Genomic DNA, 13,374 nt, shown 5'->3' on the forward strand with positions numbered 1-13,374 from the left:
TTGAGCACTATAAGGGTAAACATAATTAATGGTAGACAGCATCTAAGGGAGTGAGTGTTATGTCTAAAACCTTATCAATTATTGTTCCAGTCTATAATAAAGCGCAGTTTTTACGACAATGTTTGACATCTATTGATGAATTAAAGTTGAATCATGAGGAAGTAGAAGCGATTTTTGTTGATGATGTTTCAACCGATGGTTCATTGGAACAATTAAAAGAATTTGAACGAACACGTGATTATATGCGTGTGATTGAGTTAGAAGAAAATAGCGGCAGTCCTGCCAAACCAAGAAATGTGGGGATAGAAGCGGCTGAAGGTACTTATATTACCTTTTTAGATGCTGATGATTGGCTAGATACAGAAGGATTTCCGAAATTACTTAATCAAGCAGTAACGACACAAAGTGATATAGTGTTCGGCCAAAGTTTAAAACATAAAGATCATGCGATTAGCCAAATCGCACGTTTTAGTGCTTATACAAAGCAAGAAGGACTTGTACCTTACGAAATCGATAAAATCTTTCGTGCCGTAGGGCCGCCAGGCAAGATTATTAAGCAATCTGTGATTTCAGAACATCACATTGATTTTGAACCGATGAAATATGGAGAAGATAAGTTGTTTTTCACTGAAGTGATTGCACATGCTGAAACAGCCGCAATGAATGACGTCGTTGTTTATCATGTGAACCGCTATGGAGAAAATCAATCATTGGTTAGTGAAACAGATATTTTCGAAAAAACCGATTTTAATTTAGAAGTATTGAAAAAACTATTAGATTTAGACATCCCGGAGACTGCACGCAAACATGCGATAAGCCGGATTGTAGAAATGGATTATTTATCGCGCTTATTTATGAATCGCCGATTCTTAAAAAGCACAGAGAAAGCGCAGTTTTATGAGGCGTTTCATCGCTTAGTTTCGACTTTAGATGAACGCGGTTTAGCAATTAGAGACTATTTGACTGAACCGAAATATGAGAAAGTATGTGCATGTTTATTAAGTCGAGATCATGAAAAAGTAGAGACATTGATTACGTTATTAAGCGAAGGTATACATGCACCGCATTATATTGCTGATGGACTTGTGTACTATCACTTGCCAGAAGACTTACAAAGTATTGCGCCATTATATGAACCATTCTATGCGGTCTATAATGGCACGCATCTTCAAAATAATCGATTTTATGAAGCTATTATGCTTTATAAAGCGGATACAACAGAAGTCAGTGCAGTGAATTTAGTGAAACTTTCAGATGAATCAGTAATCCAAAATGTCCCGTTTGAACAACAAAATAATCAACTCTGGATTCCATCAGATGCGTTAAACGTTGACTTCGATTATAATCTGCAAGTTGTTTATGATCACTACAAACCATTTTTAGTGCATATGATGTTGCCAAGTGTAGTGGAAGGTCATGCTTTAAAAAGACAAGGACAGAAAGTAGAATATGTTGCTAAACAACCAAAACAAACTTCAGATACGTCTCGTGATGTGGATACGACGAAGTACTTTACTGAGTGTCCTAGCAAAGTATGGGCGATTAAGAAATTCAAAGTATACGGTGATACAGAATTTACACAAGAACAAGCTCATTCGATGGAAAAGGGTGAAGTGTTTAATGTATCAGAGATACAGTATTCGAAAAAAGGTACGCCACGTTTAGTATTAACAGACGGCAATTTAATTACTGCGAATAAAAACTTTGTCGAACAATTAGAGCATGATGTATCAGAACAATATATTGTAGACTTGCCAACTAAAGTTCAAGTGACTAAAAAGTGTAAGGCCTATGAAGATCGTAATTTTAAAACAGAAGCAGAGGTTCAACCGAAATTAAACGACGTGATAGAAATTGATAAAATTGTATGTTCTTCTAGAGGCACACCGCGTTTAAAAACTAAATCTGGTTATTTTATGACCGCCAATCGAGATTTTGTACAGGTGGTTGATTAAGAAGAAGGGAATGAAATCTCTTCTTCTTTTTTTATTAAGATAGTATGGTAACGCGTTGAAGTATCGATAAAAATTAAATGAAATTGACTCTGAATAGTATAAAATAACGCATAGTGAAAGAAGGATATTAAGTTTGTGAAATTATTATAAATATTGTTGACAGGGGATAGAGAAAACGGTAAGATTCAATACATAATTATTTTCTGACAATTCGAACATCATTGTATCAATTTGAATTGTAGGGTGCTATATCTATATACTATGAGGGGAGAGTATTTTATTGACTTCTAAAATTACTTATACAGACTTCACCTCTGACCCTTTTGAAACATTAGATGTTTCAGATGAAACAAAAGGTGCGTATCATGTTGTGAAATGGGCATATGATACTTACGGAGATGAAATTGTATATGCTTGCAGTTTCGGAGCAGAGGGCATTGTTCTGATTAACTTAATTTCGCAAGTGAAACCAGATGCACGCATCGTCTTTTTAGACACGGGTCTGCACTTCGATGAAACTTACGATTTAATTGACCGTGTTAAAGCCAAATATCCAAAACTAAACATTGTTATGAAGCAGCCGGATTTGACACTTGATCAACAAGCACAAGCGTACGGCGGCAATCTTTGGCGCAGAGATCCAAACCAATGTTGTTATATTCGTAAAGTTAAACCGCTTGAAGAAGTATTGACGGGTCAAACAGCTTGGATGTCAGGTTTGAGACGCGAACAATCTCCAACGAGACGTAATACAAACTTTGTGAATAAAGATGACCGATTTGAATCGATTAAAGTTTGTCCGTTAATCCATTGGACTTGGGATGATGTATGGGATTATATCAAATCAAATGATTTACCTTATAATGCCTTGCATGATCAAAATTATCCGAGTATCGGATGCGCACCATGTACATCACCTGTTTTTGAAGGCGGAGATTCTAGAGAAGGCAGATGGCAAAACAACATGAAAACAGAATGCGGTCTTCATATCGGACGTAAATCTTAATTTAAAGATTATCATTAATTTTTTTGTATATAATTCCTAGTGGATATGTTGGAATTGATAAAGCACAATGGCTATACTTGTATTAAACAGGCATATTTTTTTAAACACAATTCCTACTGAAAAGCTAAGAATAAAATCTATTACATGGGGGGAAGACACTTGAATTTATCAGCAACAAATAGTCCGTTCAATGATGAACAGGCACAACTCATTAATCAAGCGTTAGCATCATTATCAAATGACCAGAAACTCTGGCTCAGCGGTTATTTAACAGCACATGTACATGATGGTACAACAACACAAGCACCTGTTTCAGGCGCAGCGGCACCCGCAGCAACAACAGCACCTGCACAACCACAAGCGCAAGCTGTGGAACCGCGTAAAATTACTGTCTTATTCGGTTCTGAATCTGGTAACGCCCAATGGGTGGCAGAATTACTAGAAAGCAAACTGAAAGAAAATGATTTTGATGCGACATTGACTGAAATGGATCAGTATAAAACGAAAGATTTAAAAAATGTGGAAGACTTGCTTATTGTCACTTCAACACATGGTGAAGGCGATCCGCCGGATAATGCATTATCATTCTATGAATTCTTATATGGTCGTAAAGCACCTAAACTAGAAGGTACGCGTTTCTCAGTTCTCGCTTTAGGCGATCAATCTTACGAATTCTTCTGTCAAACAGGTAAAGACTTCGATGCACGTTTAGAAGAACTCGGCGCTGAGCGTATTTTACCTCGTGTCGATTGTGATATTGATTTTGAAGAACTTGCGAATGCATGGATTGAAAACATTATTAATGAATTAGGCGATCAAGAAGTGAAACAGGTCGTTCAAGAAGCACAAGATGCGCCTGTGGAAGACGCTTCTGGACCGATTTATTCAAGAACATTTCCATACGAAGCAGAAGTCCTAGAAAATATTAATTTAACAGGGCGCGGTTCTGAGAAAGAAGTTCGTCATCTTGAATTATCATTAGAAGGTTATGGCGATGAATACGCACCAGGTGATTCTATTAATATCTTGCCTGAAAATGACCCAGAACTTGTAGATGAAATTATCGATATGCAAGATTGGGTTGCTGAAAAAGATATTACTGTCAATACACAAGGTGACAAAATGTCCTTGGAAGAAGCATTGACATCATACTTTGAAATTACAAAGCTAACCAAACCATTAATCGAAAGTGCTGCACAGCTTTTCGATAATGAAGACCTATTAGATAGAGCGTCTGATAGTGAATGGGTGAAAGATTATATCTATGGGCGCGACTTTATCGACTTATTGAATGATTTCCCTACAGAATCACTCCAACCGAGCCAATTACATCAAATCTTAAGAAAAATTCCTGCGAGAAGTTACTCAATTTCAAGCAGTCATAAAGCCAATGAAGATGAAGTGCACATTACTGTATGTGCAGTGCGTTATGAAGCGCATAATCGTCAGCGTTCAGGTGTCTGCAGTGTTCAACTCGCAGAACGTGTAGAACCAGGCGATAAATTAAAAGTTTACTTGAAGAAAAACCCTAATTTTAAATTCCCATTCGACGACCATACACCAGTCATCATGATTGGACCAGGTACAGGTATTGCGCCGTTCCGCAGTGTTTTACAAGAGCGTGAAGAATTGGATTTAACAGGTAATACATGGTTATTCTTCGGTAACCCGCACTTTACAACAGACTTCTTATACCAAACTGAAATTCAAGATTGGTTGAAGAGCGGTGTCTTAGAAAAAGTAGATTTAGCCTTTTCGCGTGATCAAGAAGAAAAACGTTATGTTCAGCATTTAATCGATGAAAACAGTGCAGAATTCTATGAATGGTTGAGAAACGGCGCAGCAATCTTTGTCTGCGGCGATGAAAAACACATGGCGAAAGATGTACATCAAGCTATCATTCATGTACTGGAAAAAGAAGGCGGCTTATCTGAGGAAGAATCAGAAGAGTACCTATCAGAATTGAAAAAAGAAAAACGCTATCAACGTGACGTATATTAATTTTTGAGGAGGCAAATTATGGCTGAGAATAACAATGATTTATATAAAGGCTTAGATGATTTAGAACGTAATAAAGGCGAAAGCAATTATTTGCGCGGTACCATTGCACAGGGTTTAAAAGACCCTGTGACTGGCGCCATTGCAGAAGATGATACGAAGTTATTAAAATTCCACGGCAGTTATATGCAAGATGATCGTGACTTACGTCAAGAACGACGTAAACAAAAGTTAGAACCGCTATATGCATTCATGATTCGTGTACGTATTCCTGGGGGGCGCGTTTCTACAGATCAATGGTTGAAATTAGACCAATTAGCAGATGATTATGCGGGTGAACAAATTCGTTTGACGACACGCCAAACCGTACAATATCACGGCATTTTGAAACGTAATTTAAAAAAATCAATGCAAGCGATTAACGCAGCTGTGCTTGATTCTATCGCAGCGTGCGGTGACGTCAATCGTAACGTCATGTGCAACCCTAATCCCTACCAATCCGATGTGTATGGTGAAATCAATGCGTTTGCTGATAAAATTAGTGCACACTTATTACCGAAGACCACAGCGTACCATGAAATTTGGTTAGACGGTGAAAAAATCATCGATTCTAAGCAAGAAGATCATGAACCAATGTACGGTAAAACTTACTTGCCACGTAAATTCAAAATTGGAATTGCGTTACCACCTTCTAACGATATTGATGTGTATTCACAAGATATCGGTTTAATCGGTATCGTTGAAAATGATGAATTGACTGGATTCACAGTGACTGTCGGCGGCGGTATGGGCAGTAAACACGATGACTTAAGAACACATCCTCAAGTCGGGAAAGTATTAGGTTATATCCCTAAAGAAACTGCACCGGAAGTTTGTGAAAAAATCTTAACGATTCAACGTGATTTCGGTGACCGTGCAGACCGTCAACAAGCGCGTTTCAAATACACAGTGGAACGTAAAGGTGTTGACTGGATTCGTGAAGAATTAAATCGCCGTTTAGGTTGGGAAATCGAAGATGCGAAACCATTTGAATTTGAAAGCAACGGTGACCGTTTAGGCTGGGTAGAAGGTTCAGGCAAATATCACTATACATTATTCATTCAAAATGGCCGTATTAAAGATACAGAAGACTTTAAGTTGAAAACAGCGATTAAGAAATTAGCACAAATCCATAAAGGCGAAATTCGTATGACGCCAAACCAAAACTTGATTTTTGCGAATGTTGAGAAAGAAGATAAAGCAGCAATCGATGCGATTATCGAAGAATATGGCTTAACTGACGGTAAAAATTACAGCGGTTTACGTCGTAACTCTATGGCTTGTGTAGCCTTCCCGACTTGTGGTCTGGCAATGGCAGAATCAGAACGTTACTTACCATCTTTAGTGACTAAAATCGAAGAAATTTTAGATGAATTCGGCTTATCAGAAGAAGAAATTACGATTCGTATGACAGGTTGCCCAAACGGCTGTGCACGTCCTGCATTAGCTGAAATTGCCTTTATTGGTAAAGCACCAGGCAAATATAATTTCTATTTAGGCGGCAGCTTTATCGGCGAACGTTTGAATAAACTCTATAAAGAAAATATTGGCGAAGCAGAAATTTTAGAAAGTTTACGCCCAATTCTAGAACAATATAGTAAAGAACGTGAAAAAGGTGAACACTTCGGTGATTTCGTCGTTCGTAAAGGTATTGTAGAAAAAGTAACGGATGGTCGTGACTTCAGATAAAATCAGTGACATAAGAAAGTGGCGTGTCTACGCACTTGGATACGTCCTTTCGTGTGTCATTTACAACGATTATCGAAATAAAACAAAGGGGTGATCGAATGGTAAAAGTATATATCGTAGGCGCAGGTCCAGGAGATCCGGATTTAATCACGGTGAAAGGTGTCAAAGCTATTGAACAAGCCAGTGTGATTTTATATGATCGCCTCGTTAATAAAGCATTACTTCAATATGCGAAACCGAATACAAGGTTAATTTATTGTGGAAAAGACCCGAGCGGTTTATCAATTCCACAAGTAGAAATCAATGCATTAATGGTAAGTTTTGCGCGTAAAGGACACACAGTCACGCGTTTGAAAGGTGGAGATCCTTTCTTATTCGGCAGAGGTGGTGAAGAAGCGGAAGTTCTAGCAGAACATCATATTCCGTTTGAAATTGTACCGGGGGTTACCTCAGGTATCGCAGCACCTGCATACGCTGGTATTCCAGTGACACATCGAGATTATAGTTCTTCTGTCGCATTTGTGACAGGTGTCAACAAGGAAAAAACGTTAAAAGAAGATTATTGGAAACATTTAGCACTCGGCCCTGAAACGCTTTGTATTTATATGGGCGTCAGCAGATTACCTGAAATCTGTCGCTTATTAATACAATATGGCAGATCGAAAGATACACCTGCCGCATTGGTATATCAAGGGACAAGCGGTGTGCAACAAACTGCAGTCGGCACATTAGAAACGATTACAGAGGTCGCCAAAGATTTTAAAAATCCTTCGATGATTGTGATTGGTGAAGTGGTAGAATTACGCGACAAAATCAGTTGGTTTGAATCGGTTTCTGCACAAACAGCAGCACAACAGTAAGAAAAACATGAGGCTTTTTTAACTTTAATTCCTTGTAAACAGATAAGAATAATAACTATCTATTACATTGCACAACGTAAATAAAATGAAAATTCTAACAATAAAAACTTGAGTATTGAAAGAAAGGAGCAAAGACAATGAGAAAACTATTAATTATTGCCCTCGTAGGTTTTTTTGCACAACTGGTTGACGGTTCTCTCGGCATGGGCTTTGGCGTAACATCATCATCAATTTTGTTATCGCTCGGTTTAGCGCCTGCCATTGTATCAGCGACAATCCATTTTTCTGAAATAGCGACAACAGCAGCATCAGGTGTCTCACACATGACATTCTCTAACGCAGATAAGCGTTTAATTCTGAAATTAGCGGTGCCGGGATCGATGGCAGCTTTCATTGGGGCTGCGGCAGTCAGCCATTTGCATGCAGGGTTAGTTAAACCTGTCGTTGCTTTGTTCCTGATTACCATTGGTATTTATATTTTAGTTCAATTTGCGTTTAAGCGCGGACAGGCAAAGAAGCTGACAAGAGGCGCAGAATTAAGTAATAAATTTATGTTCCCGCTTGGTGCGACTGCGGGATTTTTAACAGCTATTGGTGGCGGCGGTTGGGGACCTGTGAATACTTCAGCACTGCTTGCGCGTCGTGATATCAATGTCCGTCATGTTATTGGCAGTGTTTCCATCAGTGAGTTCTTTGTAACCATTGCGGCGTCAATCAGTTTCTTGATTTTCTTACCGCTCCATTTAATTAACTGGGGCTTAGTCTTAGCACTAAGTGTCGGCGGCGTTGCGGCAGCACCTTTTGCGGCATGGCTTGTGAAAATCATTCCAGTGAATGTCTTAGGTATTTTTGTGGGCGGTTTAATTATCTTTACCAACAGTAATACGTTATTAAAAGCTTTTGATGCACCAGGAGAAGCAATTACATTTGTCAGAATCGCAGTCGTCGTAGGATGGTTTGCGTTACTGTTCATCATTTTACGCAAAGAAGGTAAATTACCGAACTTTTTTCATAAAAAAGAAGCAAATAAAGTAGGAAGAGCAAAATAATAAGAGGAGATGAGTTAAATGGCTACAACAACACAAATTTTAGAACATACGAATACACCGCATGGCGGGAAGTTAATTAATCGTCAACTTGAAGGTGCAGAACGTGAGGCTTTAATCGAAGCAGCCGCATCATTTAAAGCTTTAACGTTAAATGCATGGAGTTTATCTGACTTAGAATTAATCGCAATCGGCGGCTTCAGTCCGTTAACAGGCTTTATGGGAGAAGCGGATTATCAAAACGTCGTTGAAAACTTACATCTTGCGGATGGCACATTATGGAGTATTCCGATTACTTTACCAGTAAGTCAAGAAGAAGCAGATCAATATGACATCGGTGAACAAATTGCGCTTTATGGCGAAGACGAACAACTTTATGGGGTCTTAACGTTAGAAGAAAAGTACACATATGATAAAGAAAAAGAAGCGCAAAATGTTTACGGTACAACAGAAGCGGCACATCCAGGTGTTAAAAAAGTATACGATAAAGGCGAGGTTTATTTAGCGGGTCCGATTCAATTAGTAAATCGTCCAGACCATAGCGAATTTGAAGAATTTGAATTAGATCCGATTGAAGTGCGTCAAATGTTCCATGACTTAGGATGGAAAACAGTCGTAGGTTTCCAAACACGTAACCCAGTGCATCGCGCACATGAATATATTCAAAAAAGTGCGCTAGAAACGGTTGATGGTTTATTGTTGAATCCATTAGTCGGTGAAACCAAAGCAGATGATATTCCAGCGGATGTACGCATGGAAAGCTATCAAGTGATTTTAAAACACTATTATCCTAAAGACCGTGCACGTTTAGCCATTTATCCAGCTGCAATGCGTTATGCAGGACCGCGTGAAGCGATATTACATGCGATTGTACGTCAAAACTATGGCTGTACACATTTCATTGTAGGTCGTGACCATGCAGGTGTGGGTGACTATTATGGTACATATGAAGCCCAAGAACTCATTACAAAATACCAAGATGAACTCGGCATTCATATTTTGAAATTCGAACATGCCTTCTACTGCAAAAAATGCGGTAATATGGCGACCGCAAAAACTTGCCCGCATGGTGCTGAACATCATGTCCATTTAAGTGGTACAAAAGTACGTGAAAAATTACGTAATGGTGAATCCTTACCAAAAGAATTCTCACGTCCTGAAGTTGCGGAAGTCTTAATTCGTGGTTTACGCAGACATAGAGAACAAAACGAGGAGGCGTAACGATGACAAAATCACAAAACATTACATGGCATGATTCAGAAGTAACCAAAGCAGAACGCCAAGCACAAAATGGCCATAAGAGTGTGGTGCTGTGGTTTACGGGATTATCTGGTTCAGGTAAGTCTACCATCAGTGTTGCTTTGGAGAAGGCACTCTATGAACGTCATATTCGTGCATATCGTTTAGACGGTGATAATATTCGTCATGGCTTAAACAGTAATCTTGGCTTTAGTCCAGAAGACCGTAAAGAAAATATTCGTCGCATTGGCGAAGTGAGTAAATTATTGGCAGATGCAGGACTGATTACATTAACGGCGTTTATTTCACCTTATCGTGAAGACCGCGATCATGTCCGTGACATCTTAGAAGACGGCGAATTTATTGAAGTTTATGCGAAAGCCAGTGTAGAAACGTGTGAACAGCGTGATCCGAAACAGTTGTATAAAAAAGCACGTGCAGGAGAAATTAAAAACTTCACGGGTATTGATGCACCTTATGAAGCCCCTGAAAATGCGGAAATTGTCGTGGATACTGAAACGACTTCTGTGGAAGAAGCGGTACAACAAATTATTCAATACTTAGAAGACAAACAAATCATTTAATAATCACACAAACATCCCAAAGGTTAGATTAAACATCTAATGATTGGGATGTTTTTTATGACAATACGCCACGTTAAGTTTTGAGATTATTCTGATAATAGATTAAAATAGAAGTGAACAATACGATTTAAAACAACAAGGAGAGTAGAATAACATGACAGTAGTAAGAGATAAAGTGGCAATGGTAACAGGCGGCGGACAAGGTATCGGAGAAGCAATTTGTCGCAGACTTGCAGAAGACGGTTTTAAAGTAGGTGTGGCAGATTATAATGAAACCACTGCAGAAGCGGTAGCACAAAGCTTACGTGATGAAGGCTATGATGCAATTGCGGTAAAAGTAGACGTGTCAGACCGTGATCAAGTCTTTGCGGCAGTGAACACAGTGAAAGATCATTTCGGTGATTTCAATGTGATTGTTAATAATGCAGGATTAGGACCACAAACACCACTTGATACCATCACGTACGATCAATATCGTCAAGTCTTTGATGTTAACGTAGGCAGTGTCTTCTGGGGTATTCAAGCAGCTGTAGAAGCCTTCGAATCTCTCGGACATGGCGGTAAAATTATCAGCGCATCTTCACAAGCAGGACAAGTCGGAAACCCTGGCCTAGCATTATATGGCGCAACTAAATTCGCTATTCGTGGTATTACACAAACTGCGGCACGTGATTTAGCAGATAAAGGTATTACTGTGAATGCGTATTGTCCGGGTATCGTTAAAACACCGATGATGGAAGATATCGCACAAAAAACAGCGGATGAAGCAGGCAAACCATATGAATGGGGTATGGAACAATTCTCTAAAAATATCGCATTAAAACGTTTGTCAGAACCTTCAGATGTGGCAGCTTGTGTGTCTTATCTCGCAGGCCCTGACAGTGACTACATGACCGGTCAAGCTTTAATTATCGATGGCGGTATGGTCTTCAATTAATATAAGACATAAGGAAAGGCAAGTGCACCTCAAACAGGGCACTTGCCTTCTTTTTTATTTTCTAGGAATACCGATCGCATGACCGAGTTGTTTTGGTGTTTCGAATTCCCCTTGTTCATCGTAATACGTTTTGATGTTGTCGAATACAAATTCAGGAAACTGACTGCTTCGACGTTGCTTGTTATCAACCGCCATCATAATCACTTCATATGTAGCGGTTGGTACTTTGTCTTGATTAAACATCTTTAAGAAGAAATGAACACGTTTATGATCATAATCATAAACATATACCTCTACACTGAATGATTCATCTAACAACATTTCCTTTAGAAACGTGATATGTGCCTCTAAGTTAAAGATTGTCGTGTCATGCTTTTGTCGGTAATCAATTGAGAACCCCATTTTCGCAAAGAAACCGACGACTGCATCACTGAAAATCGAAAAATACTGTGCATCATGTAAATGGTGATTATGATCAATCCAAGAAGGATGCACCTTATCTTCATAAGTATAGATATACCCCATATTTAATTGCCCCCTTTGTACGTATAATAGCAGTGTATCATATTAATGGATATTATAGTTTAAACGTATCAACTTTATAGTGTGAGAGTATTCGTTATGAAGTGATTAAAGCAGGGCTAACTTAAGCAAGAAGAAACAATTTCATAAATCAAAATAGATTTGAATCATTAATTAAAATAAAGAATACAGTATCAACCATTTTGTATAAAGAAAGTTATTATCGAAAAGCATGATAACCAATAAATTCTTCAGAATAATTACAATCAAAATAATTTTGCGTGTAAAGTTAACGGTTTTATGGAGTTTTTGACTAAGAGGATAACAGCATATCAAGATGAGGATGGTTTAGTTGTAAAATATGAAGTGATGAATAACAGTAAAAGCCCGGAAAAGCGCTTAGAATGCGGGCATGTAAGAGGAGAAACTTATGAGAGTAAAAGAGGCAAAGGTTAAGATATTATTAAAAAAGGGAGTACAATTTCATCTATTGAAACATACAAATTAACATATTTAGAATTACCCGTTTTATTATGTTGATTTTGAATCAATAAACTTTATCAAATAAGTTGAAAATTGATTTAGATACGGTATGATAGTAATAAATAAAATAGTTCTTATTAAGAGTGAGTGGAGGGACTTGGCCCTGTGAAGCTCCAGCAACAACCGTCAGGTGACGTGCTAAATCCAACAAGGTAACTTGAAAGATAAGAAGACGTACGTGAAGCGCTTCTTCTTGCAAGGAGGGCTATTTTATTTATCCAAAATGAGAAAAAGGTGGTAAATAAAATGACAACATTCACTAAGCAGCAAATCAGAGAGAAAATGGAAGAACTGGAACAATGGGAAGATTATAAACCGATGAATATGGCCAGCAGCATAGGTAGAAAAGCACATATTCATGATATTGAATCAACACTTAGACAAATGATTCCTTTAGAAGTCATTAAAGAATGGTTAGAAGAAGCGTAGGAAAGAGGGGAAGTTCATGATCGCAATCAGTGCGTGTTTAATTGGTGATAATGTACGTTACGATGGGAGTCATAAATTAAATGATGAATTACGTCATCTCATTCAAGAGAACAAGGCCATCGCCATTTGTCCTGAAGTGTTAGGTGGGTTAACGACGCCGAGACCGCCAGCTGAAATTGTTGGAGGAGATGGATTCGATGTATGGGAAGGTCGCGCAAAGGTAGTTGCGACGACTGGTGAAGATGTGACGGATGCATTTAAACAAGGTGCATTAAAGGCATTAGAAATACTTCAAGCACATCAATGTACAGCGGTGATTTTGAAGTCGAAAAGTCCGTCTTGCGGTATGTTTAAAATCTATGACGGAACCTTTAGTGGCGAACTAAAATCGGGTGACGGTGTGAGTAGTGCATTATTCATGAAACACGGTATTAAGGTTGCGGATGAATCTAATTGGAAAGCACAATTAGGTTTTCTATCGTTTTGAAATTTGTAGGGAAGTTTATTATTGACAGAATATTCTTTTA

At 38.4% G+C, this 13,374-nt stretch carries 12 protein-coding genes and 1 riboswitch; of the genes, 11 read left to right on the top strand and 1 reads right to left on the bottom strand.

All coding sequences use genetic code 11. From position 1 onward, the window contains the following. Positions 1–59: 59 nt before the first annotated feature. The 9 genes from ACFCT9_RS10295 (at position 60) to ACFCT9_RS10335 (ending at position 11,353) form a co-directional block, all read left to right on the top strand. On the top strand, positions 60–1,955 hold the full coding sequence (locus ACFCT9_RS10295) for a DUF5776 domain-containing protein (protein WP_412519089.1): 1,896 nt from the start codon (positions 60–62) through the stop codon (positions 1,953–1,955). 280 nt (positions 1,956–2,235) lie between these two features. Then, positions 2,236–2,961: a phosphoadenylyl-sulfate reductase gene (locus ACFCT9_RS10300; protein WP_412519090.1), complete on the top strand. Its 726-nt coding sequence runs from the start codon at positions 2,236–2,238 to the stop codon at positions 2,959–2,961. Between the two features lie 159 nt (positions 2,962–3,120). Continuing rightward, positions 3,121–4,962 (top strand): assimilatory sulfite reductase (NADPH) flavoprotein subunit, encoded by a 1,842-nt coding sequence (locus ACFCT9_RS10305; RefSeq protein WP_412519092.1) that lies wholly within the window; start codon positions 3,121–3,123, stop codon positions 4,960–4,962. 18 nt (positions 4,963–4,980) lie between these two features. Then, entirely contained in the window at positions 4,981–6,687 is a 1,707-nt protein-coding gene (locus tag ACFCT9_RS10310) for an NADPH-dependent assimilatory sulfite reductase hemoprotein subunit (RefSeq protein ID WP_412519094.1), read from the top strand. 98 nt (positions 6,688–6,785) lie between these two features. Next, complete coding sequence (gene cobA / locus ACFCT9_RS10315) at positions 6,786–7,547, top strand: uroporphyrinogen-III C-methyltransferase (protein WP_412519096.1); 762 nt, start codon at positions 6,786–6,788, stop codon at positions 7,545–7,547. A gap of 137 nt (positions 7,548–7,684) precedes the next feature. Then, positions 7,685–8,596 (top strand): sulfite exporter TauE/SafE family protein, encoded by a 912-nt coding sequence (locus tag ACFCT9_RS10320; protein WP_412519098.1) that lies wholly within the window; start codon positions 7,685–7,687, stop codon positions 8,594–8,596. A gap of 18 nt (positions 8,597–8,614) precedes the next feature. Continuing rightward, positions 8,615–9,814: a sulfate adenylyltransferase gene (sat, locus tag ACFCT9_RS10325; RefSeq protein ID WP_412519100.1), complete on the top strand. Its 1,200-nt coding sequence runs from the start codon at positions 8,615–8,617 to the stop codon at positions 9,812–9,814. Between the two features lie 2 nt (positions 9,815–9,816). After that, on the top strand, positions 9,817–10,416 hold the full coding sequence (gene cysC, locus ACFCT9_RS10330; protein WP_412519102.1) for an adenylyl-sulfate kinase: 600 nt from the start codon (positions 9,817–9,819) through the stop codon (positions 10,414–10,416). Between the two features lie 154 nt (positions 10,417–10,570). Continuing rightward, positions 10,571–11,353 (top strand): (S)-acetoin forming diacetyl reductase, encoded by a 783-nt coding sequence (locus ACFCT9_RS10335; RefSeq protein ID WP_412519104.1) that lies wholly within the window; start codon positions 10,571–10,573, stop codon positions 11,351–11,353. A gap of 54 nt (positions 11,354–11,407) precedes the next feature. Here the strand turns inward: ACFCT9_RS10335 and ACFCT9_RS10340 are convergent, their stop codons facing one another. Beyond that, positions 11,408–11,878 carry a thioesterase family protein gene (locus tag ACFCT9_RS10340; RefSeq protein ID WP_412519105.1) on the bottom strand — a complete coding sequence of 157 codons (471 nt, stop codon included), beginning with the start codon at positions 11,876–11,878 and terminating at the stop codon, positions 11,408–11,410. Positions 11,879–12,489: 611 nt separating this feature from the next. Next, a riboswitch (SAM riboswitch) is annotated at positions 12,490–12,589 on the top strand. A gap of 75 nt (positions 12,590–12,664) precedes the next feature. Between ACFCT9_RS10340 and ACFCT9_RS10345 the strand changes: the two genes are divergently transcribed. Continuing rightward, a complete protein-coding gene (locus ACFCT9_RS10345; RefSeq protein ID WP_412519107.1) occupies positions 12,665–12,847 on the top strand; it encodes a hypothetical protein in 183 nt (60 codons plus the stop codon). 16 nt (positions 12,848–12,863) lie between these two features. Next, positions 12,864–13,334, top strand: coding sequence for a DUF523 domain-containing protein (locus ACFCT9_RS10350; protein ID WP_412519108.1), 471 nt, complete (start codon positions 12,864–12,866; stop codon positions 13,332–13,334). Positions 13,335–13,374 lie beyond the last annotated feature (40 nt).

It is taken from the genome of Staphylococcus simulans (genome assembly GCF_047037175.1).
Classification (GTDB): domain Bacteria; phylum Bacillota; class Bacilli; order Staphylococcales; family Staphylococcaceae; genus Staphylococcus; species Staphylococcus simulans_C.